The following is a 21072-nucleotide window of genomic DNA, read 5'->3' on the forward strand; positions in this document are numbered from 1 at the left end:
CCTCCTCTCGACCTCTCGTTAGGCACAGGGAGGCGTGGCCCACAACCACGCGGCCGCTGCAATCGCCCGCACGATTGCCGCACAGGGCGCTACTGGCGCACCGCCCCTATGGCTGCGGGCGAAACATAGCGCGTGGTCGATATTCCCCCGTCCACCGCAATGGTCTGACCGTTGACGAAGCCGGCCTCGTCCGAGGCCAGGAACGCCACCATCGCGCCGATATCGGCGGCTGTGCAATCACGCTGCAGCGGTGTCAGTTCGTGGTTGGTGCGGCGGAAGAAGTCGAGATCCCAGAACGCGTCCGTCATCTCCGTGCGGACAACCGTTGGCGCCACGTAATTGGCGCGCACGCCGCGCGGCCCGTACTCTGCCGCCAGTGTCTGCATGAGGCCGATCTGCCCCGCCTTCACGGTGGAATAGGCGCCGCCGCCGGGCGTGCCGTAGATGCCCCAGGTAGACCCGATGAACACGATCGCCCCCCCTTCCGGCATATGGGCCAAAGCCTCGCGGCAGAGCCGAAAGGGCGCGCGCAGGGATATGTCGAGAACTTCGTCCAGCATCGCGTCAGTGGTCTGATCCACCGGGCCGAAATTGAACGAGCCGGCATTGTTGACCAGTACGTCCAGCCGGCCGAACTTCTCGACCGCGCCCTGCACGATCCGCGCCGGAGCGTCCTGCGCTGTGGCGTCCACGGCAACGAAATCAAACGCCACCGTATCGCCCAGCGCGCCCTTGAGCGCCGCCAGCTTCGCATCGTTTCGGCCTGTACCCAGCACCCGTGCACCCCGCGCCCCCAGCGAACGCACGATGGCCTCGCCGATGCCACCCGCCGCGCCGGTGACGATTGCGACCTTGTCCTTCATCCTGCGCTCTTCCTAGTTAACTGCCACCGGCGCACGGCCTTGCGCCGCATCGCCTGCTTCCAGTGCGCGTCGGTTCGCAGACCGCAGCGCGATATCGTTCGCGGCCACATAGCCGAACGTCATCCCCGGCCCGATGGTCGCCCCGGCCCCCGGATAGGTATCACCAAAGGGCGTGCCCGCATTGTTGCCCGCCGCATAGAGGCCGGGGATCGGAGCCCCCGCGCCGTCAAGCACCCGCGCCCGCGCATCGCACCTCAGCCCGCCTTTCGTGCCCAGATCGCCATTGTTGATCGGCACGGCATAGAACGGCGCGGTATCGATCGGACCCAGGTTGGGGTTCGGGGCGGAAGCGGGATCACCGAACATCCGGTCATAAGGGTTCATGCCCCGGCCGAATTCCGGGTCCACTCCGGTCTTCGCATAGGCGTTCATGTTCGCGACGGTCCTCATCACGGCCTCTGCCGGAAGATGGATCTTTGCGGCCAGCGCCTCTATGGTGTCGGCGCGGAAGACGTAATGGTCCCACCAGTCGGCAGGCACCTTGCGTTCCAGCGTATGGACCGTGGGCATGAGCCCGCCCGCACTGAACTTGCGCCGGAACTTGGCATCGAAGATCAGCCAGCACGGCATGTTGGCGCCGGTTTCCAGATGATCGCGCACCATGGCCTGCCCGAACCGGTCGTAGCCGCAAGCCTCGTCCACGAAGCGGACACCCTTGCGGTTGACGACGACGCTCCACGGACGCCCCACGTCGAAGGCGGCCTGATGGATTTCATGAAAGTTGGAGGCGCCCTTCATCGGCAGGGTCATCGTGGGAATCCACCAGCCCTGCGCCGTATGTTCGGTGCTGGCGCCGATGCGTTCGGCCGCAATCAGCGCCTCGCCACGATTGCCATCCTCAGGCGTGGAGGAATGGCGCGTCAGGCCAGGCACCGGGTAGAAGCGGTCGCGCAGTTCCTGGTTCCATTCGAACCCGCCCGCCGCCAGCACTACCCCATGCCGCGCCTCGATCGCATAAGTGCGGCCGAAGTTCGACACTTCCACCCCGCAGACCCGCCCGCCATCATCGACCAGCAGCCGGTCCAGCTTCGTTTCCAGCCTGAGTTCCACTCCGCGTGCGAACGCCTGCTCATACGTGGCGCCCATCAGCGCCGCACCCTGGGTAAAGCGCTTGTCGCGGTGGGAAACCTTGCGCGTCCCGCGATCGAGCCAGTACCGTCCGATCATCTTTCCCGCGACCGCGCGCCAGCCCTTCGACTGCATCATGAGCGCGAACGTCTCGGTCAGGTCCATGGCGTAGCGGCCGAACAGCTTGAAGCGGTTGTACTGCTCACGCATCAGCGCATAGCGTTCGTCGCCCAGCCGTCTGCCGTCGAACGTCGGCACGATCACGGAACGGTCGGCGCGCGCACCGGCGCGGTCAGGGAAATAGTCCGGCCAGGCCGCCGCCGCGACCGGCACGCCGGTGCTCTTGAGGTAGCGCAGCATTGCGGGCGCCTCATCGACGAACGCCTCCAGCCGCTCGCGGTTGACGGGCACGCCGATCGTCGCGTCAAGATATTGCAGAGCGGCCTCCCGACTGTCGCCCACATCGCTGTCGAGGCGGTGGTTGGGTATCCACATCACTCCGCCCGAAGTCGCCGACGTGCCGCCGAACTTGTGCGCCTTTTCGACGATCAGCACTTTCATGCCATGATCCGCGCTGCGCAGCGCCGCCATCGCCCCGGCCGCTCCCGATCCTACCACCACCACGTCGAAGCTTTCGGCAAATTGCACCCGTTCTCTCCCCATGGCTTCTGGCCGCGCCTTTCGTGCGTTATCGCGTCCACGGCTTGTGCTGGAAATGACCGGCAGGGTACTGCGGGTTGCTTGGCCCTGCGCTGGCCCCGCTGCGCCCCTTGCGTCGCAGGGCAAGGCACAGCAGGCCAACGGGTGAGAGATACGAAAGGATGCGGGTGAGCGAAAAGGCATTCGTCGCGGTGGCGAAACTCGAAGAGGTTCCGCAGGGCGGCAAGAAAGTGGTGGAGGTGAACGGGATCAGCGTGATCCTTGTCGGCGCGCGCGATCGTGTGTTCGCGGTGCGCAACTTGTGCAGTCACGCCTATGAGACGCTGGAATGCGGGCGCGTGCGCGCGGGGTGGATATCCTGCCCGGTCCACGGCGCACGCTTCGATCTGGAAACCGGCAAGCCGATGAACCCGCCCGCCTCCATGCCGATCGACACTTACGAAGTGCGGATCACCGGTGACGTGATCGAGGTGGCTGTCTAGGCAGCGATATCGCCCGCGCGTACCGCCGGTTCTGGACGTGCCGCCGCTGCCCGTGCTTGGACGGTCGCCATGACCGACACGCCCGATCTTGATGCGCTGCGCAGCGAAGTGCGCGCCTTTCTTGCCGCAGAAGCGCCTACCGGCTGGCGCGACGCAAGCCGCACGCAGGACGACTTCGTGCGCACGCAGCGGGGCTGGTTCGCGAAGCTGGTTCAGGCCGGCTATGCCGTGCCGCACTGGCCGGCCACGTTCCCCGGCGGCGGGCGCTCTCTGGCCGAACAGAAAGTCATCTACGAAGAGCTGGCCGGTGCCGACTGCCCGCGCCTGCTGCTTTCATTCGTGTCCACCTATCACGCCTTCGCCACGTTGCACGAATGCGCAAGCGTGGAGCAGCAGCAACGCTACCTGCCGCGCATCCTTGAAGGCGAAACCTGGTGCCAGGGCTTCTCCGAACCCGGCGCCGGGTCCGACCTTGCCGCGATCAAGACGCGCGCCGAGCGCAAGGGCGAAGTCTATGTGGTCAACGGCCAGAAGGTCTGGTCCACCATGGCGCAATTCGCCGACAAGTGCCTACTGCTGGTGCGCACGTCGGCCGATGGCCCCAAGCAGGCAGGGATCACCTACCTGCTGATGGACATGAAGACGCCCGGCGTTTCCGTCCGCCCGATCCACCAGATTCAGGGGGACGAGGAATTCGCGGAAATCTTCCTCGACAACGTGGAGATTCCCGTTTCCGAACGCGTCGGCGAAGAAGGCAAGGGCTGGGCCGTGGCGCAGGCGACACTGGCCTCCGAACGCGGGCTGACGCTGATGGAACTGTCCTATCGCATGCGCGGCGCCCTCTCGCGCGTCGCCGCGCTGATCCGCGAGAACGGCCGTCAGGACGATCGCGGGTGTCTGCGCGATTTCGGAGAACTCGTCACGCAGGTCGATGCAGTCTGTGCGGTGGCCGACCAGTTCCTCGACAACCGTATCAACGGGATCGAGCGGATCGGCGACGCCTCGATCGTCAAGAACAGCTACAGCCGCGCGCTTCGCGCTTACGCCAGGCTGGGCCTGAGGCTGGGCGGCATGGCAGAGCAATATATCGCGCCGATCACCTTCGGAGACCTCAACACCGGCAACTGGATGGCGGATTTCATGAACTCCTACGCCTGGACGATCGCCGGAGGGAGCGAGGAAGTGCAGCGCAACATCATCGCCGAACGCATGCTCGACATGCCGCGCGAACCGAAAGCGTGGGTAGCCTGACATGATCGAACTCAACGAACTGACCGACGCCGCGCAGAAGGCCTTCCCCGCCGACGCGCTTTCCCCCGGCCGCGACGAAAGCTGGCGGCTGGTGGCGGAAATGGGCTGGCTGATGGTGCGCCTGCCCGAGGAAGACGGCGGGCTTGGCCTTGGGCGCGAAGCCTCTAGCGCCATCCATTTCGAAATGGGCCGCGTACTGTCGACAACGCCGCTGATCCCCGCACAACTGGGCCTGCTGGCGGTGCTGGCAAGTGCAATCCCCGCCCGAGGTGAATGGCTGGAACGGATGGCGGCAGGTGATTACGTCCCGCTGCATCTGCTACCGACACGGCTGAAGACAGCCGCCGATGGCGCGATCTCCGGCACGGTCGGCGGGGTCTTTGATGGAGACATGGCGGTGGGCGTCATTGCCCGGCTGCCCTGCGGCTATGTGCTGGTTCCACTCGACGCGCCCGGAGTATCCGTGGTGGAACGGCCGATCTGGGATACCAGCCGCCGCCTGTTCGATCTGGTTCTGGAAGGCTTCAAGCCTGATCCCGCGCTGATCCTGACCGACGACGCCGGCGCCCATGCCCTGCACGACGCGATCTCGCCCGAAGCGCACCTTGCCATCGCGGCGGATTGCCTTGGCGCTGCCAATGCCGCGCTGGAACTGACGATCGAATACATGAAGATGCGCCGCCAGTTCGACCGGCCCATAGCGATGTTCCAGGCGCTCAAGCACCGGGCGGCCGACATGAAGACCCGCATCGCCGCCGCTGAAGCGCTGCTGTGGAGCCGGGTGCGCGATGAAACCGCCACTTACGTTCAGTGCGGCGCGGCCAAGACGCTGGCAGCCGAGGCTTTCGCCTTCGTGACCGAAGAGGCGATCCAGCTTCACGGCGGCATCGGCCTGACCGAAGAGCACCCGATCCATCGCTTCATGAAGCGCGCAATGCTGAACCTGCAGCTATGCGGCGCACCGGACTGGTGGAACGAACAGGCCGGGCGCGCGGCACTGGCGGCTTGCAGCGATGGCACCTTGACGGACGCAGGCTGAGCCCGCCGCTCCTTGCGCGAAGCGGGGCATGCAACGCCCCGCCGCCATGCTCGTTAAGACCGGCATGGCCAAGACTTCCGGACATTTCCGAGAGAACATCGTCCTTTATGGCGCGCTTGCCGCAAACATGGGCATCGCCATCGCCAAGTTCGTGGCGGCCGGGATCGGTGGCTCATCCGCGATGGCGACAGAGGGTGTCCACTCTCTGGTGGACAGCGGCAATCAGATCCTGCTGCTTTACGGCCAGAAGCAGGGCAAACGCGCGCCCGATGCGGCGCATCCCTTCGGCTATGGCCGAGAGCTTTATTTCTGGGCTTTCGTGGTCGCGATCCTGATCTTCGCGGGTGGCGCGGGGATTTCCATTTACGAAGGCATCGCCCACATGCGGGAGCCGCACCCGATCGAAGACCCCTCCCTAAGCTACATCGTGCTGGGCATGGCCTTCGCGATGGAGGGGGCGTCCTGGGCAATCGCGGTGAAGGAATTCAACCGGGGCCGCGCCGGGCAAAGCTGGTGGCAGGCAATCCGCCGGTCGAAGGACCCGCCGGGCTTCATTGTCCTTTTCGAAGACAGCGCTGCGCTTATCGGTCTTGTCATCGCGGCGCTTGGCATATGGTCAGCCGGGTATTTTGCCGAACCCCGGCTTGATGGTGCGGCATCGGTTCTGATCGGGCTGGTGCTGGCAGCGGTGGCCGTATTGCTGGCGCGTGAATCCAAGGGCCTGCTGATCGGCGAAGCTGCCGATCCAGCGCTGATCGCCCAGTTACGCAACGTGATGGAGGGCAACCCGCATATCACCTCGGTCAACCACGTCAGGACCGTCCACAGTGGGCCGGACTCCGTGTTCGTGGCCATCAGCGCAGACTTTGCCGACGATCTTCCGATGGGTGAGGCGGAAACCCTGATCGAAGATCTTGAGCTTCGGATGAAGGCGCTCTCCCCCAAGATCACATCGATCTATATCAGGCCGGAAAAGCGCGAACAGGCGATGCTGGGATAGCCTGCCCTGCCCCCTCCCCCAAGCGGGACAGGGGGCAGAAGGCTTGGCTCAGATCGCCAGAAGCCGCTTGGCCTCTGCCACGATTTCGGGCGGCTGGACGAGATAGGCGTCCTCAAGCTTCTTGGCGAAAGGCACCGCGCAGTAAGGCGCGCCAAGGCGGCCGACCGGCGCCTTGAGCTTGCCGAACAGCACTTCCTGCGCGGTCGCCGCGATCTCTGCGCCGGGGCCGAAGTTGCGCCCTGCCTCATGCACCACCAGCAGGCGGCCGGTCTTCTCTGCCGAGGCCAGAACCGTTTCCTTGTCCCACGGCGAGATCGTGCGCAGATCCACCACTTCCACCGAAATGCCCGCCGCCGTCAGTTCCTCGACAGCCTGCATCACGGTAAACATCATCTGCCCATAGGAAACGATCGTGAGGTCGCTTCCCGGCATCACCACGTTGGCCTTGCCGATCGGGATCGGGCCCTGATTGACGGGCACGTCCATCGGCACGAACAGCGTCTTGCCGCTTTCGATGATGATGACAGGATCGGGATCCTGGATCGCCGAAAGGTAAAGGCCCTTCATGTCCGCCGGGGTCCAGGGGATCACCACCTTGATGCCGGCGGTATGCGCGAACCATGCCTCGTAGAAGTCGGCATGCTGCCCGGCAGTCTGGTTGCCCGCGCCGGTCAGGGTACGGATCACCAACGGCACCTGGCTCTGCCCGCCCGACATGAAGCGCAGCTTGGCCGCATGGTTCACGATCATGTCCATGGCCACGGTCGTGAAGTTCATCAGCATGATTTCGGCGACCGGCTTGTAACCGGCCATCGCCGCACCGATCGCCGCGCCCATGATCGCCTGTTCGGAGATCGGGGTGGAACGCACGCGCAGGGTGCCGAACTTGCTCGACAGCCCGCGCGTCACACCGACGACACCGCCACCTTCATTATCGGCGATATCCTCGCCCAGCACGAGAACCTTGGGATCGGCCTCCATCGCCTCCATCAGCGCGGCGTTGATCGCCTGCAGGCCGTTCATCTTCACCGTTTCGACAACGGGTGCTTCAAGAGTATCGGTGCTCATGCCGCAATCTCCTCGGCAAAGACGTCGCGGCGCAGTTCGTCGTCGGACGGGAATTCGCAGGCCATGGCATATTCGATGGCGTCGTTGACTTCGGCTTCGATCTTCGCGGTCAGCGCATCGAGTTCATCGGCGGTGGCAACGCCATCGTCGATCAGCTTCTGACGGAAGCGCGGCAGCGGATCGGCCTCGATCGCGGCGGCCTTTTCTTCCTTGGTCATGTAGGCGTCGTTATCGCCGAAGACATGGCCCATGAAGCGGAAGGTCTTGCACTCCAGCAGGGTCGGGCCTTCACCGGCGCGGGCGCGCTCGATCGCGGCATGGGCGTGGGCGTAGACGTCCAGCGGATCGTTGCCGTCCACGGTGTAGCCGGGCATGCCATAGCCGATCGCGCGCTTGGCGATGAAGTCCACCGAAGTGCCGTTTTCATACCGCGTATGCTCGGCAAAACCGTTGTTCTGGCACACGAAGATCACCGGCAGCTTCCAGACGGAGGCAAGGTTGAGCGCTTCGTGGAAAGCGCCGATGTTGCTGGCACCGTCCCCGAAGTAGGCCACCGTTACCTGCTTCGTCCCGTCAAGCAGCGACGCCCAGCCGAAGCCATTGGCAATCGGCATGGAGGAACCGACGATGCCCGTCGTCACCATCACGCCGGTTTCCGGGTGAGTGAGGTGCATCGGGCCGCCCTTGCCCTTGCAGGTGCCGTCGACACGCCCGCAGATTTCCGCCCACAGGGGGCGCAGCGGCATGTCCTTGGCAACCATATCGTGGATGCCGCGATAGATCGTGCAGATCTTGTCGTCGTCGTTCAGCAGCACCGAGATCGACGAGGGAATGCACTCCTGCCCGCGCGCCGAATAATACGGCGCGGTAATACGGCCGCGGCGGATCTGCTGGCGGGTGAGATCGTCGTTTCGCTCGATGCGGATCATCCGCCGATAGATATCGAGCTGCGTGGCGGCGTCGGGGGTGGCCCGGTTCTGTAGCGTGTCGCTCATGGTTCCTCTCTCGGACAGCTCTTCGCTGCTGGGATTGCTGAACATTGGTTCAGGGCAGGCCCCGCTGGCAAGGACGGGCGAACCGCCCCTGCGGTATCTGCGGGATCAGGCGCCCTGGCCGGACGCCTGCCCAGGCACCTGCCCCGACACCTGCCCCGGCACCTGATTACCAAGGCCCGCCGCGTGCTTGGCCGCGATCCAGCCGAAGGTCATCGACGGCCCCACGCTTGCCCCCGCACCGGGGTAGACGCGCCCCATAGGCGATGCGGTGGTGACGCCGCAGGCATAGAGCCCCTCGATCACCGAGCCGTCCTTTCGCAGCACGCGCGAATCGCAGTCGCACACGACGCCGCCGTAAGTGCCGACGTCGCCCGGATAGACGGCGAAGGCATAGAACGGCCCCTTGTCGATGGAGCCCATCGTCTGGTTGGGGCCACCCTTGAAGAAGGGGTCGCCCAGGAAGTTGTCGTAGGCGCGTTCTCCGCGCTGGAAATCCTCGTCGCGGCCGCCGCGCACGAAGCCGTTCCATCGCGTGACGGTTGCCTCCAGCGCCCCCGGTGGCACGCCGATCGCCTCGGCCAGCGCGCCGATGCTATCGGCCCGGCGCATCCAGCCGGAAGCAAGCCACTTGGTCATGTTCTTCTTCGCCATGCCCTTACCGGCGACGGCGTATTCGTCCATGTACTGCTGGTCGAGGATCGCCCAGCTGGGCACGGCGGGCACGGTGCGGTTACGCACCAGCATCGTTTCGCAGAACTCCTCGTAGGAACCGCCTTCGTTCATGTAGCGCAGGCCCGACTGGTCCACCTGGATCGCGTGGGGCTTGGCCGTGGTGCTCTGCGTGCCGGGCTTGACGTAGTCTGTGTCCCAGCCGGGCGCGTCGGTCATCTGGAAGCCGACCATCTGGTCCATCTGCGCCAGCGCGGCGCCTTTCGCAGCCAGTTCGCGGTGCATGTCGCCGGTATCGGTTTCAATGCCGTTGGACCACTTCGCCTGCGTTCCGGGCATATAGGCATCGCGCATTGCCTGGTTCATGGCAAAGCCGCCCGCGTTCATCAGGATGCCCAGCCGGGCGCCCACGCGCCAGGGCTTACCGTCCTTCTCGGTGACGACGCCCACTGCCTTGTCGCCATCCATGACCACTTCGCTGACCGGGGAATTCACGCGGACATCCGCCGCCTGTTTCTCAAGCACGGCCTTGAGCATCCGCCCCTGTAGCGCCGCGCCCGCGGTAACCCAGTGCTTGCCGGCAATCTTGCCCGCCACGAACTTGAAGGCGATCTTGATGAAAGTCCGCTTGATCGCCCAGGAATGCTTCATGAAGGGCAGCTTCATCCCGTCGTCCAGCTTCACCGGCACTTCCAGGAAGCCCTTGCGCAGCTTGCCCGCCCATTCCTTGCCCAGTTCGTTCTTGTCGAACGGCAGCGCGGTTACGGTGCGGCTGGTCTTCATGCCGCCGGGAAGTTCATCGTAGTAATCCGGCCAGAAGGTGGAGCCGCGTTCCATGCGCACCCCTTGCGAGACGATGAAGTCCAGCATCCGGGGTGCCTCCACCGCATACGTGCGGCGGCGCGCCGGGCTGGTGCCAGGGGAATCGGCATCGTCCGGCACAACGGCGTCAAGGTACTGGCAGGCGCGTTCCAGACTGTCCTCGCCGGGGTCCATGAAGCGGTTGTTGGGTATCCACATGACCCCGCCGGACTTCGCCGTGGTGCCGCCGACCCATTGCGCTTTTTCAAGGATCACCACCGACTTTCCAGCCTGCTTCATCAGCAGTGCCGAAGCCATCGAACCCGCCCCGCTACCCACGACCACCCAGTCGAAAGTCTCGTCGAACTGCGTCATCGTGCCATCACCTCTCCACCGTGCCGCGCTGCTGCGCATGCGTTCAGCCCGGTAGATCGGACTTCGCCGGCTTTGGCAACGCGGGGGCGCAAGGTTTCGCCCGAGCGAAGGGTTGGGCGTGAAATGCGTTTTCCTGTGGCTCTCGCGCGCGTGCGTCCTAAGACGCTGGAGGGAAGAGGAGACCTGCCGAAATGACCGATACCGCACCGACGCTGCCCCCGACGCTGCCCACCCTGGCGACGATCGCGATGGCCCGCGAAGGACGGCTGCTGCGCATCACGCTCAACCGGCCCGATGCGCTGAACGCGGTGAACCTTCAGCTTCACGACGATCTGGCAGAGGCGATGTGGTTCGCGCAGGTCGATACCGGATCGGACGTTATCGTGCTGACCGGCGCCGGGCGCGCCTTTTCGGCAGGCGGCGACCTTGACCATATCGAGAACAACGCAAGGAACCCGCACCTCTTCGACCACGAGACGCGCGTGGCAAAGCGCATCGTCTCCACCCTGCTGGATATCGACAAGCCGGTGGTGTGCCGGATGAACGGCCATGCGGTGGGCCTTGGCGCGACACTGGCGCTGCTGTGCGACGTGATCTTTGCCGCAGAGGGCGCAAGGATCGGCGATCCGCACGTCGGTCTGGGCCTTGTGGCGGGGGATGGCGGGGCCGTGATCTGGGCACAGCGCATCGGCCTGACGCGGGCTAAGGAATATCTCCTGACCGGCGATCTGCTTACCGCGGCAAGGGCGGCCGAGATCGGCCTGATCAATCATTGCGTCCCGGCGGATGAGCTCGACGCGCGGGTGGACGCATTCTGCGCAAAGCTGCTGGCCGGCGCGATGGTGGCAATCCGCGCCACCAAGATCCTGACCAACCTTGAACTCAAGCGTCTGGCGACGGCGCTGATGGATGCCGGGATCGCCTATGAAAGCGTGTCCGTGCGCAGCGCCGACCATCTGGAAGGCATTCAGGCGCTGAGGGAAAAGCGCCCGCCGAACTTCACCGGGCGCTGAACCTTTCGGCCGCCTTCAGCCCTTAGCCCTCAGCCCGGAACCACGCGTTCGCCATGTTCGGTGAACAACGCGGTGTAGCAGGTGCCGAAGTCCTGCGCGTCGCTCTGCGTCAGTTCGCCGGACTTGGACGCCGCACCGATCGCGCTCAGGAACGCCATCGGGTCGTCCGCTTCGATATCGTAGATCGCAAGGTATTCGTTGGGGTCCTCGCCCATCAGGCGCGCGGCCAGCTTGTAGCGCTGCGCGCCTGCCATGCCGAACGTGTTGACCAGTTCGGGCAGGTGCTTGGTATCATACCATTCGTGGTACTCCGCCTCACGGCCGGGCTGCGGACGGGTAAGCGCGACGAGCTTCATCTTCATGGGTATTCCCCTTCTTCTGGCTTCCTCGCGGAAACGATCAGCCAGCCCCGGCAGCGATGCAAGCGGGCACTATCCAGCGCGCGCAAAGCATCGCCCCGCCGTACTTACTGCAGCAGGCTGCTGGATACCGGGTATGGCGCGGGATAGTCCGCGAAAGGTTCGGCGGGGGTGGCCGCAACCGCTTCTTCCACCACGCTTTCCCCGCGATATTCGCGCGGATTGGCGCCGAACACGCGCTTGAACATGCGGCTGAAATGCGCCGGGCTCTTGAAGCCCACACCATAGGCGATCTCGCTGATCGATATGTCGCGCGGGTCAGAAGCGGAAAGCCACGCCTTGGCCTTGGCCAGCCGCTGCTCCCACACCAGTTCCGAAAACGAGGTATCGCGCAGCCGCAGCAGGAACGAGAGGTAGCGCGGAGAAATGCCGCAGCCCTTGGCAACCATCGCGGTGGAAAGCTGGGGGTCGGACAAGTGCACCTCTATAAAGCGCAGCACGTCCTCCAGCCGCCGGTCGGCGATCGACTGGCGCGGCGGCGCCATATCCTCGCTCGCACGGATGGCGTTGCCGATCAGGCCCAGCGCGGTATCCACCAGCAGGCGCGCCGATGCCTCGCCGATGCGGCCGTCATCCGTGAAAACCTCGGTCAGCAGGGTTTCCGCAAGGGCAAGTTCGGCCCGCTCCATCGCCATGAACAGGCCGGTGCTGAAATCCTGCCGCACGAAACCGCGCAGGATGTGGGTCGGCACCGTGACGTGCAGCACTTCATGCGTGCCGTCATCCCCGGTGCGGCATTCCATGAAGAAGGGCGACATCGAACGGGTGATGATGAAATCCCCGGCCCTGGCCACTTTCCCGCCGCACTGGTTGGAGACGGCAAGTTCGCCGCGCTTGACGAACCACAGGACCGAAAGGTCCGTGGCGTCTTCGCGGATATGCTGGCGCGATCGGCGGAAGAACAGGTTCGCTGCCGACCGCTGCCGGATGATCGAGATCGCGCCCACCGCCTTGCGTTCCGAACGCACGTCGATGGTGGTGGAGCCATCCTCTATCCAGAAGTCGCCGTGATAGTATTCCTGGCCTCGGGTGCCGCGAAACAGGGTCTGGCAATCGCGGTAATTGCGCTTGTCGAACGAGAACAACGTCTCTGCCATGGCTCTCTCCCAATGGCGGGCCGAAGCGCGTCTTGCGGCGTCGTCGATCCCACCCGTGCTGCCGCCGACTCTGCGCCGGTCTGGCCTGACTTCATTCGTATCAGCTGCGCCCGAAGGTACTCGACAATGCGCGCAAATCGATCCGCATTGCGCGCATTGCAGATGCCATCGCCGGGGCGTTTACTGGAAATCCGGCAGCGGCCGGATTTCCAGGCGGACTGTCAGCCCTTGCGCCCTTCCTTGGAGAGCCGCCATTCGGGCGGATAATTGCGATCGTGGTTCTTCACCACTTTGCCGATGCCCTGCTGGAACGTGCCGTTCTTGCCGAGGTTGACGTCGTCTGCACCATCGTCCTTCATCAGCGGCAGCATGCCTTCCAGCCAGCCGGTAAGCAGGCTGCCCATGTATTCGCCGCGATACTGCTTGTACGCCTCGATGAAGGTCTTCTGCGCCACCACCACATCGGTCGGCCGGGTGATCGAGCAGGCGTGGGCGTACTTCGCCGTTTCCGCCTCCAGCCGATCTCGCGGGACGACGGAGTTCACGAAATTGCAGTGGAACATCTCGTCCGCCGTAAAGGGACGGCCGGTGAACAGCATTTCCGAGAACCGGCGCAGGCCGACCATCTCCAGCCACTGCCACATGCGCGGCCCCCACCCGGCATAGCGGAACGAGGGGTGCCCGAAGAGCGCATCGTCGGAAGAAACGATGATGTCGGCATCGGCGCACTGATAGAAGTGCCAGCCATAGCAATAGCCCTTCGCCTCGACGATGGAGATTTTCTTGAATTCCTGCAGCGGCCGGTTCCCCGATCGCGCCTTGGCGTAATAGTCGGTCAGGCCGTGCAGATAGCGATAGGAGCCGGGCGGCGGGTATTTCACGTCGGGGTCCTCGATCTCCATGTCGACAAGGAAGCCCTGCCCCGGCTTGGGGTTCAGGTAGAGGTCGCCATGCTCGTCAAGGTCGCCGCCGCTGCCAAGGTTGTCGCCCTCGCCACGGATCACCAGCACCTTGACGTCATCATCGATGTTGGCGCGGAACACCAGTTCGCCAAAGCGCGCGCGCATGCCGATGGTGGCGGTGTTGTGCTTGTCGATCCGACTGAAGGTGATGGTGGCGATCTTAGTCGCCTTGTCCTTTTCATAGCGGATGTGCTGGTCGGCCGCCTGCTTGTGGTCGGCAATCGTGTTCATGGCTTTCCTCTCCCGCCCGTTCGAGCTTTCCCGTCTGCTGCCACAGGCAAGCCGCGGGGGATTGGCATTACGCGCAAGGCTCTCGATACTGGGCGCCGTGGCAGGACGAACGCGTCCGCCCGCCAGAGGGAGCAGGGCCATGGGTCAGGACAGTTTCTTCAGCCTCGACGGACCGCTGGACGTCACCCCCGGCGGCGGCCAGGTGCGCGCGGCCAACTTCGCCGGGCTGGCCGGCCTTGCGCGCGATTACGGACGCGACGCGCGCGGAATAGTCGAGCGGCACGGCATGGAGCCGCGGGTGCTGATCGACCCGGAAAGCCTCGTCGCCCCGCAGCAGGTGGCCGACACGTTCGAATATTGCAGCACCCTGTTCGACGATCCGCTGTTCGGCCTGCACATAGCCCAGGCGCAGGACCCCGAGGTATTCGGCTGCGTTACCGCGCTGTGCCGCTCCGCCCCCACCGTGCGCGCCGGAATACGGTGCCTGATAGACTTCCTTCCTGTCGTCCACGCGCCCGACTGCGAAGTGGTGCTGATCGAAGGGCGCGAGACGGCGGAACTGACCTGGCTGGTCAACACCGATATCGGCGTCAACGACCAGGCACATTACCAGGCGGCCATGCTCAACGTGAAGCTGCTGCGCGCGATCGGCGGGCCGGGCTTCCGGCCCAGCTGGGTCAGCCTTTCCGCCGACCCGCGCGCCACCGACCTGCCGGAACTGGAAAAGACGCTCGGCTGCCGGGTGCAGAGCCGCGCCAACCGCAATTCGGTGGTCTTCCCCGTCCGTTCGCTGGAGCAACCGGTGCCAAGCGCCAACCGGCTGCTCTACCGTCTGCTCGGCTCCTACTTGCAGCGGGTGAAGTCATCGCACGGTCAGTCGATCATCGACAAGGTCGACAGCTACATCCGCGGCGCGCTGGCAACCGGCTCCTGCGCGATAGAACGCTGCGCGGAGAAGACCGGCATGTCGGTCCGCACCTTGCAGTCACGGCTTGCGGCAGAGGGGGCGAAGTTCTCCGAACTGGTCGAGCAGCAACGCGAAACGCTGGCAAGGGCGCACCTTGCCGAAGGCCGCCTGTCGCTGGACGAGATCGCGGACAGGCTGGGCTATGGGGAACAGACCAGCTTCGGCCGCGCCTTCAAGCGCTGGACCGGCCAGACCCCGCAGCAGTTCCGCGCGGCGAGTTGAGGGCCTTTCACCCCATCACCAGCACCACGCGTCCCGCCGGTTTGCCGGAAAACGCCGCGTTCATGGCCGTGGCGTAATCCTCAAGCGGATAGCGCTCTGCAATGGCGGGGGAGAACGCGCCTTCGCCCGCCAGTTGCATCACCTTGCGCCGCATCGCGGCCGCCTCCTCCGGTCGCCGCAGCGCGTGGTCGCGCATCTGCACGCCGACAAGGCTGGCGCTCTTGAGCAGCGGCAGGTTCATCCGCAGCGCCGCGATGCCTGCGGTGAACCCGATCACCAGATGCCGCCCGTCATAGCCAAGGTTGCGGAAAGCCGGTTCGCTGGCCTCGCCGCCCACGGGATCGAAGACGAGGTCGATGGGTTTGCCGTGGTTCGCCGCCATGACCTGATCGCGCCAGTCCTGCGCCCCGGTGGTGACGACCGCATGCGCCCCGCCCGCCAGCGCCGCCGCCTGCTTTTCCGCGCTGGAAGCAGAAGCGATCACGTGCAGCCCAAGGTGGCGGCCAACCTGGATCGCCGCATAGCCCGTGCCCCCCGCCGCGCCGAGCACCAGCAGCGTCTCCCCCGGCTTTGCCCGTCCGCGATCGGCAAGGGCGTAGTAGGCCGTCTGATAGTTCACCGCGAAGACGGCGGCCTGCTCGAAGCCCATGACATCGGGCACTTTGGCCATGTTCGCGGCATCGAACAGGTTGGCCTCTGCGAAAAGGCCGCCCAGCCCGCCGCAGAACACCCGGTCGCCGGGGACAAGGTGCGTAACGCCCGGCCCTACCCCTTCAACCACGCCTGCCGCCTCGCTGCCGGGGATGAAGGGCAGCGGCGGCTTGAACTGGTAATGCCCCATCGCCGTCAGCACATCGACGTAGGACACCCCCGTCGCCCTGATCGCCACGCGCACCTGCCCTTCGCCGGGGCTGCCGGGGTCGAACGCTTCAAGGGCGAAGCTTTCAGGCGGGCCGAAAGCCCGACCGATGACCGCCCGCGCGCTCAATGCTGCCCCCCGTCGCAGCGCACGATCGAACCCGTCACATTGACCGAGCCCGGACTGGCAAGGAACAGCGCCGCCGTCACGATTTCCCCCGGCTCTGCCGCATGGCCGCGCGGGATCGGGATCGGCCCCTGCCCCTTGTCGGGCCATGCCTCAACGATGTCGGTGCGGAATGCGCCGGGCGACAGCGTGTTCACCCGCACATGCGGCGCATATTCCCACGCCAGCGACCGGCTCATCGCATTGAGCGCAGCCTTGGATGAGCCATAAGTCACAACCTGCGGCAGCGGCATCATCGATCCGGACGAGGTCACGTTGATGATGCAGCCGCCCGGCCCGCCCGCCTCGGCGCGGTCGAACATCCGCTTGCCCACCAGCGTGGAGAGCCGGAACGGCCCCTTGAAGTTCAGGTTGAGCACGGAATCGAACAGTTTTTCGGTGACTTCGTGGCTGGGCATGCGCGGGCTCATCCCCGCATTGTTCACAAGGATATCCACAGCCCCGAAGGCCCCATAAGCCTCCTCCACAAGCCGCTCGCATTCATCCCAGCGGCCGACGTGCGCGCTGATCGCCAGTGCCTTGCGGCCAAGGTCGCGCATTTCGTTACAGACCGCCTCGCAGGCATCCCGCTTGCGGCTGGCGACGATCACATCCGCTCCCCGCTCCGCAAAGGCACGGACCATCTGATAGCCCAGCCCGCGCGAACCGCCGGTTACAAGCGCGACCTTGCCGGTGAAATCGAACAGCGGGTCCATCTCAGGCATCCGCCGATCCGGCCCCCGAACCGCCCCCCGATCCGGCGCGCGCGTGGGGGTAGCGTTCAAGCGCCCGTGCCGTGCGGGTCGGGATATGCTCCGAAGGAAACACCCCTTCCGCCGGCTTCACCCGCTTCATGTACGCCCGCGCCAGCTGTGAACGGTGGGCATCGGTGGGGCCATCCGCGAAGGCCAGCGCCATGTTGCCGCCGTACCATTTCGCCAGCGGCATATCGAGCGAGATGCCCAGCGATCCATGCACCTCCAGCGCCCGCCCGACGATATTGGCATAGACGGAGGCCATCGCCACCTTGCACATGCCGATATGCTTGCGCGCGGCGCCGTGCTTCATGCGGCCCGCCTCGATCTCGTCAATCAGCCATGCGGTCTTGAGCACCAGCAGGCGGAACTGCTCCAGTTCGATCACGGAGTCGGCGATCTTGGCCTGCACCAGTTGATGATCGCCCAGCATCGCTCCCTTCGTATGCCGCGAAACCGCGCGTTCCAGCATCATGTCGAGCGCGCGGTTGCACATGCCCACCGTGCGCATGGCGTGATGGATGCGCCCGCCGCCGAGCCGCGCCTGCGCCACCTTGAACCCCTCTCCCGGAGCGCCGAGCATATGGTCAAGCGGCACTTTCACCCGGTTGTAGCGGATGTGGGCGTGATGGCCGTTTTCGGGATCGAAGTCCCCGGCGATGGCCACATTGCGCAGGATCTCTATCCCCGGCGTGTCGGCAGGAACCACGAACATGCTCATCCGCTCCGTCAGCGGGGCGTCCGGGTCGGTGACCGCGATGACCAGCAGGAAGGTGGCGAACTTCGCATTGGAGGAAAACCATTTCTCCCCTTCGATCACCCATTCGTCCCCCTCACGCACGGCGCGGCACGTGAAGACGTCGGGATCAGCACCGCCCTGCGGCTCGGTCATCGAAAAGCACGATACGATCTCGCCCGCCATCAGCGGGCCAAGGTACTTCTGCTTCTGCTCCGCCGTGCCGAACAGGGCGAGGATTTCCGCATTGCCGGTGTCAGGCGCGGCAGTGCCGAAGACCGTCGGCGCCCAGGTGGAGCGGCCGATGATCTCGTTCATCAGCGCCAGCTTGACCTGCCCGTAGCCCGGCCCGCCCAGATGCGGCCCAAGGTGGCAGGCCCAGAGCCCTTGCGCCTTCACCTGATCCTGCAACGGCTTCAGATGCCGCCGCGCCGCCGCATAGGACGGGTCGAACTGCGCGCCCTGTTCGGGAAACAGCAGGTCCATCGTCTCGCACTCGTCGCGCACGAAGCGCTCCATCCAGTCGAGCTTCGTCTGGAATTCGGGGTCAGTCGCAAAGTCGATCATCGTTCTCTCCCATTCCTCTCTCCGCATCGGGAGGAACTTACTGCAGGCGCTGCACCTGCTCGGCGGTCTCACGGAAACATTGCTCGACGATCCGCGCGAAGAAGCGCCCCGTCTCCTTCGGCAGAATTCCCGCCTCGGCCTGTGCCACCTTGTATTCCAGCAGGCACCCGGACTTGAATTTCGACAGCACGGAAAACCACGCGAAGTCGCGGATATCGCGTCCCGTGCCCGCGCAGTAATAACGCGCCAGTTCCTGCTTGGTCGGGAAGTTGGCCGGGTTGTTGAGCGCGGTGGGAAACGCCTTGTCGGGATCGTCCTCGTCCCGCATGCCGCCGGTGAACCAGCCAATATCGATCATCGGATCGCCGATGGTGGAAAGCTCCCAGTCGATCATCGCCGCCAGCCGCGCGGGCGGGCCATGGCGGAACATCATGTTGGGGGTGCCGACATCGCCGTGAATGATCCCGCGCACTTCGGTCGGCATACGCGCATGGCGCAGCCATTCCTCGGTCTCGGCATACCCTTCGAGCACGCGGCCTTCGTATCCGTAGCGCTGCTTGTACGATGCCAGTTGCCCCGCCCAGCGATCGACCTGCCGTTCCAGGAACCGCCCCGGCTTGCCATAGTCCGCCAGCCCGATCGCCTCATGATCGACATTGGCCAGCGCGATGAGGCCATCGACGATGGCAAAGGGGATGCCGTATTCGTAAGGCATGCGATCGAAGGGCGCTTCGTTGTGGATCTTCTCGTCCCGCAAATTCGGCGCCCAGCCCTCCACCTTGTCCATGACATAGAATGGCGCGCCCACCACGCTGTCGTCGGAACAGGCGCCGTGGCACACCGGATGGGGCACCTCGGTGCCGTTCAGAGCCGTCAGAATCCGCGCTTCGCGCAGCACGCCCTTCTCCGCTCCGGGCGGCGGGACGGCAGGCGGGCGGCGCATGACCATGGGCCTTTCGCCACGGTCCAGCGTCAGTACGACGTTGGACGTGCCCCCTGAAAGCACCGCCGTCTTCAGCGGCCCGCTCCCCAGTTGCGGCACATGGGCATCAAGCCAGTCGGTCAGCGGCCCTACCGGCGCAAGCTGTTCAAGATCGGCGTCCATCACCCTCTCCTTACCGGGCGCAGATGCGCCTCTATCTGGCGCCGGATCGCCCGCAGTCCGGCCGCCGCCGCCGCGACTTGCGCGGGGTCCAGCGAAGGCACCAGCTGGGCGGCGATGGCATCGGCGCTGGCATCGATCCGGCGCTTGAGCGCCTCTCCCTTTGCAGTCGGACGCAGCAGCATGGCGCGCTTGTGATCGGGGTTGTCGAACGTCTCGATCAGGTCCGCATCGCGCAGGGCATTGGCCGCGCGCTGCACCAGCTGGCGCGGATGCCCCAGCGAACGGCCGATCTGCGCGACGGTGGGCGGCACTTGCGCCTCGACCACCGCGCTGAGCACCATATGCTCGCTGTCGTTGAGCGCCAGGCCCGCCCGCGCCTCGCCGAAGACGCTGCGCAGGCGGCCGTTCAGGCGGAGGGTCTCATCGACCAGTTCCACCAGCGGATGACGCGAATCAGGTGCTCCCGGTTCCATGGGAGCGGGGTGTCATATTGACACGATCGTGTCATTTCTTCGCGGACGCACCCTCATCAAGCATCGCCCGAGCGACGTGGAGGAACGCCGCCGTATCGGTCTGCGCGGAAGGGATCGCCTTGCGGAAGGTCGCGAAGCCGTGGATCAGTCCGCGCCCTTCGTAATAGGCAGTCGGCACCCCGGCCTCCACCAGCTTCGCCGCATAGGCACGGCCCTGATCGCGCAAGGGATCGAGGCCCGCCGTCACCAGCACTGTCGGCGGCAGGCCCGCCAGATCACCCAGGATCGGCGACGCGCGCGGGCTCTTCGGATCGGCCGCATAGTGTTCGGTGAAGCTCGCCATGCTCTTTTCGTCGAGCATGTAGCCTTCCGCGAACAGTTTCGATGAGGGGTAGAGCTTGCCGAAATCGGTCGCAGGATAGATCGGGATCTGCATCATCACCGGCACCGCCGCCGGCTTGTCACGCAGGGCCGCCGCGGTGATCAGCGCAAGATTGCCGCCTGCACTGTCGCCGCTGAGGACCAGCCCGGTGAAGGTGCGCCCCAGCGCCTTGCCGTTCGCCGCCACCCAGCGCGCCGCCGCTTCGCCATCGTCAGGCGCAGCGGGCCAGGGGTTCTCGGGAGCAAGGCGGTATTCGACCGAAACCACCGGCAGGTCCAGTTGCCGCGCGATCTCCGCGGCCAGACCGGCATGGGTATCGATGCTGCCCAGCACGTAGCCGCCGCCGTGGAAGAACACCACGACCGGGCCGGGCCCGCGATCGGGCCGGGGGTCGAACAGACGCAGCGCCATGGGACCGCCGGGTCCGGGCATCGTCACGTCCTTCGTCGTCACATTGCCGATGGGAAGATCCTGCTGCGCCATCGCCGCGAGCGCGGTGGGCGGCAGCTTGTGGATCTGCATCAAAAGTTCGCGCGTGAAAGGCGGGTTCGGCTTCGCGTAATACCCCTTGAGGTACGCCGCGACCTCCGGGCGGACGTAGGGTTCGGCGCTTGCCTCCTGCGCTGCCGGGGCCTCCTGCGCTGCCGGGGCCGCCTGCCCCGAGGCGACCGAGCCCGTCACCAGCGTCAGCATCGCGACGCCGCAGCCCATCAGGCCGCGCATACCTGCCATTCTCTTCATCGACTTCCCCTCCTGTTCGGCCGGCCGCGTTATGGCGATCCGGCCCC

20 protein-coding genes are annotated in these 21072 nt (G+C 65.4%); 6 read left to right on the forward strand and 14 right to left on the reverse strand.

Features of this window, described 5'->3' with window-relative positions:
• Positions 1-89: 89 nt before the first annotated feature.
• Together A8V01_RS09870 and A8V01_RS09875 are read right to left on the reverse strand one after the other, a co-directional pair.
• On the reverse strand, positions 90-863 hold the full coding sequence (locus tag A8V01_RS09870) for an SDR family NAD(P)-dependent oxidoreductase (RefSeq protein ID WP_103095672.1): 774 nt from the start codon (positions 861-863) through the stop codon (positions 90-92).
• Positions 864-875: 12 nt separating this feature from the next.
• Positions 876-2639, reverse strand: coding sequence for an FAD-dependent oxidoreductase (locus tag A8V01_RS09875; RefSeq protein WP_281256487.1), 1764 nt, complete (start codon positions 2637-2639; stop codon positions 876-878).
• A gap of 179 nt (positions 2640-2818) precedes the next feature.
• On the opposite strand from A8V01_RS09875, the gene A8V01_RS09880 reads away from it, so the two are divergent.
• The 4 genes from A8V01_RS09880 (at position 2819) to A8V01_RS09895 (ending at position 6423) form a co-directional block, all read left to right on the forward strand.
• Positions 2819-3133 carry a Rieske (2Fe-2S) protein gene (locus A8V01_RS09880; RefSeq protein WP_103095674.1) on the forward strand — a complete coding sequence of 105 codons (315 nt, stop codon included), beginning with the start codon at positions 2819-2821 and terminating at the stop codon, positions 3131-3133.
• Between the two features lie 69 nt (positions 3134-3202).
• Positions 3203-4384: an acyl-CoA dehydrogenase family protein gene (locus tag A8V01_RS09885; RefSeq protein ID WP_103095675.1), complete on the forward strand. Its 1182-nt coding sequence runs from the start codon at positions 3203-3205 to the stop codon at positions 4382-4384.
• 1 nt (position 4385) lies between these two features.
• The gene (locus A8V01_RS09890) at positions 4386-5423 is read left to right on the forward strand and encodes an acyl-CoA dehydrogenase family protein (RefSeq protein WP_103095676.1); all 1038 of its coding nucleotides are present in this window, start codon (positions 4386-4388) and stop codon (positions 5421-5423) included.
• Positions 5424-5487: 64 nt separating this feature from the next.
• Positions 5488-6423, forward strand: coding sequence for a cation diffusion facilitator family transporter (locus tag A8V01_RS09895; RefSeq protein ID WP_103095811.1), 936 nt, complete (start codon positions 5488-5490; stop codon positions 6421-6423).
• A gap of 48 nt (positions 6424-6471) precedes the next feature.
• Here A8V01_RS09895 and A8V01_RS09900 read toward each other — a convergent pair whose 3' ends face one another.
• The 3 genes from A8V01_RS09900 to A8V01_RS09910 form a co-directional block, all read right to left on the reverse strand.
• Positions 6472-7491 carry an alpha-ketoacid dehydrogenase subunit beta gene (locus A8V01_RS09900; RefSeq protein WP_103095677.1) on the reverse strand — a complete coding sequence of 340 codons (1020 nt, stop codon included), beginning with the start codon at positions 7489-7491 and terminating at the stop codon, positions 6472-6474.
• Positions 7488-8486, reverse strand: a complete 999-nt coding sequence (locus A8V01_RS09905) for a thiamine pyrophosphate-dependent dehydrogenase E1 component subunit alpha (protein WP_103095812.1) — start codon at positions 8484-8486, stop codon at positions 7488-7490. Before A8V01_RS09905 ends, A8V01_RS09900 begins: the two co-directional genes overlap by 4 nt.
• A gap of 105 nt (positions 8487-8591) precedes the next feature.
• The gene (locus tag A8V01_RS09910; protein ID WP_103095678.1) at positions 8592-10331 is read right to left on the reverse strand and encodes an FAD-binding protein; all 1740 of its coding nucleotides are present in this window, start codon (positions 10329-10331) and stop codon (positions 8592-8594) included.
• Positions 10332-10522: 191 nt separating this feature from the next.
• On the opposite strand from A8V01_RS09910, the gene A8V01_RS09915 reads away from it, so the two are divergent.
• On the forward strand, positions 10523-11344 hold the full coding sequence (locus tag A8V01_RS09915; RefSeq protein ID WP_103095679.1) for an enoyl-CoA hydratase/isomerase family protein: 822 nt from the start codon (positions 10523-10525) through the stop codon (positions 11342-11344).
• Positions 11345-11373: 29 nt separating this feature from the next.
• Here the strand turns inward: A8V01_RS09915 and A8V01_RS09920 are convergent, their stop codons facing one another.
• From A8V01_RS09920 to A8V01_RS09930, 3 genes are all read right to left on the reverse strand, one after another.
• Positions 11374-11706, reverse strand: a complete 333-nt coding sequence (locus A8V01_RS09920; protein WP_103095680.1) for a DUF4286 family protein — start codon at positions 11704-11706, stop codon at positions 11374-11376.
• Positions 11707-11810: 104 nt separating this feature from the next.
• Positions 11811-12860, reverse strand: a complete 1050-nt coding sequence (locus tag A8V01_RS09925; RefSeq protein WP_103095681.1) for a helix-turn-helix domain-containing protein — start codon at positions 12858-12860, stop codon at positions 11811-11813.
• Positions 12861-13081: 221 nt separating this feature from the next.
• The gene (locus tag A8V01_RS09930) at positions 13082-14053 is read right to left on the reverse strand and encodes an enoyl-CoA hydratase/isomerase family protein (protein WP_103095682.1); all 972 of its coding nucleotides are present in this window, start codon (positions 14051-14053) and stop codon (positions 13082-13084) included.
• Positions 14054-14192: 139 nt separating this feature from the next.
• Here A8V01_RS09930 and A8V01_RS09935 point away from each other — a divergent pair, with 139 nt between their 5' ends.
• Positions 14193-15242: an AraC family transcriptional regulator gene (locus A8V01_RS09935; RefSeq protein ID WP_103095683.1), complete on the forward strand. Its 1050-nt coding sequence runs from the start codon at positions 14193-14195 to the stop codon at positions 15240-15242.
• Between the two features lie 7 nt (positions 15243-15249).
• Here A8V01_RS09935 and A8V01_RS09940 read toward each other — a convergent pair whose 3' ends face one another.
• The 6 genes from A8V01_RS09940 to A8V01_RS09965 are packed head-to-tail and all read right to left on the reverse strand — an operon-like array spanning position 15250 to position 21016.
• On the reverse strand, positions 15250-16230 hold the full coding sequence (locus A8V01_RS09940) for an NADPH:quinone oxidoreductase family protein (RefSeq protein ID WP_103095684.1): 981 nt from the start codon (positions 16228-16230) through the stop codon (positions 15250-15252).
• Positions 16227-16991 (reverse strand): SDR family NAD(P)-dependent oxidoreductase, encoded by a 765-nt coding sequence (locus A8V01_RS09945; protein ID WP_245892406.1) that lies wholly within the window; start codon positions 16989-16991, stop codon positions 16227-16229. The genes A8V01_RS09940 and A8V01_RS09945 overlap by 4 nt, the downstream gene beginning before the upstream one ends.
• Positions 16984-18324: an acyl-CoA dehydrogenase family protein gene (locus tag A8V01_RS09950; protein ID WP_103095686.1), complete on the reverse strand. Its 1341-nt coding sequence runs from the start codon at positions 18322-18324 to the stop codon at positions 16984-16986. The genes A8V01_RS09945 and A8V01_RS09950 overlap by 8 nt, the downstream gene beginning before the upstream one ends.
• A gap of 37 nt (positions 18325-18361) precedes the next feature.
• Complete coding sequence (locus A8V01_RS09955; protein ID WP_103095687.1) at positions 18362-19429, reverse strand: phosphotransferase family protein; 1068 nt, start codon at positions 19427-19429, stop codon at positions 18362-18364.
• On the reverse strand, positions 19429-19902 hold the full coding sequence (locus tag A8V01_RS09960; protein WP_103095688.1) for a MarR family winged helix-turn-helix transcriptional regulator: 474 nt from the start codon (positions 19900-19902) through the stop codon (positions 19429-19431). The genes A8V01_RS09955 and A8V01_RS09960 overlap by 1 nt, the downstream gene beginning before the upstream one ends.
• Positions 19903-19933: 31 nt before the next feature.
• Positions 19934-21016, reverse strand: coding sequence for an alpha/beta hydrolase (locus A8V01_RS09965; protein ID WP_103095813.1), 1083 nt, complete (start codon positions 21014-21016; stop codon positions 19934-19936).
• Positions 21017-21072 lie beyond the last annotated feature (56 nt).

The sequence above is a fragment of the Novosphingobium guangzhouense genome (genome assembly GCF_002896965.1).
In the GTDB taxonomy this organism is placed as follows: domain Bacteria; phylum Pseudomonadota; class Alphaproteobacteria; order Sphingomonadales; family Sphingomonadaceae; genus Novosphingobium; species Novosphingobium guangzhouense.

Coding starts and splice junctions, on each gene's coding strand:
- A8V01_RS09870 (WP_103095672.1), bottom strand. CDS start 863: ATGAAGGACAAGGTCGCAATCGTCACCGGCGCGGCGGGTGGCATCGGC.
- A8V01_RS09885 (WP_103095675.1), top strand. CDS start 3,203: ATGACCGACACGCCCGATCTTGATGCGCTGCGCAGCGAAGTGCGCGCC.
- A8V01_RS09890 (WP_103095676.1), top strand. CDS start 4,386: ATGATCGAACTCAACGAACTGACCGACGCCGCGCAGAAGGCCTTCCCC.
- A8V01_RS09895 (WP_103095811.1), top strand. CDS start 5,488: ATGGCCAAGACTTCCGGACATTTCCGAGAGAACATCGTCCTTTATGGC.
- A8V01_RS09900 (WP_103095677.1), bottom strand. CDS start 7,491: ATGAGCACCGATACTCTTGAAGCACCCGTTGTCGAAACGGTGAAGATG.
- A8V01_RS09905 (WP_103095812.1), bottom strand. CDS start 8,486: ATGAGCGACACGCTACAGAACCGGGCCACCCCCGACGCCGCCACGCAG.
- A8V01_RS09910 (WP_103095678.1), bottom strand. CDS start 10,331: ATGACGCAGTTCGACGAGACTTTCGACTGGGTGGTCGTGGGTAGCGGG.
- A8V01_RS09915 (WP_103095679.1), top strand. CDS start 10,523: ATGACCGATACCGCACCGACGCTGCCCCCGACGCTGCCCACCCTGGCG.
- A8V01_RS09920 (WP_103095680.1), bottom strand. CDS start 11,706: ATGAAGATGAAGCTCGTCGCGCTTACCCGTCCGCAGCCCGGCCGTGAG.
- A8V01_RS09925 (WP_103095681.1), bottom strand. CDS start 12,860: ATGGCAGAGACGTTGTTCTCGTTCGACAAGCGCAATTACCGCGATTGC.
- A8V01_RS09930 (WP_103095682.1), bottom strand. CDS start 14,053: ATGAACACGATTGCCGACCACAAGCAGGCGGCCGACCAGCACATCCGC.
- A8V01_RS09935 (WP_103095683.1), top strand. CDS start 14,193: ATGGGTCAGGACAGTTTCTTCAGCCTCGACGGACCGCTGGACGTCACC.
- A8V01_RS09945 (WP_245892406.1), bottom strand. CDS start 16,991: ATGCCTGAGATGGACCCGCTGTTCGATTTCACCGGCAAGGTCGCGCTT.
- A8V01_RS09950 (WP_103095686.1), bottom strand. CDS start 18,324: ATGATCGACTTTGCGACTGACCCCGAATTCCAGACGAAGCTCGACTGG.
- A8V01_RS09955 (WP_103095687.1), bottom strand. CDS start 19,429: ATGGACGCCGATCTTGAACAGCTTGCGCCGGTAGGGCCGCTGACCGAC.
- A8V01_RS09960 (WP_103095688.1), bottom strand. CDS start 19,902: ATGGAACCGGGAGCACCTGATTCGCGTCATCCGCTGGTGGAACTGGTC.
- A8V01_RS09965 (WP_103095813.1), bottom strand. CDS start 21,016: ATGGCAGGTATGCGCGGCCTGATGGGCTGCGGCGTCGCGATGCTGACG.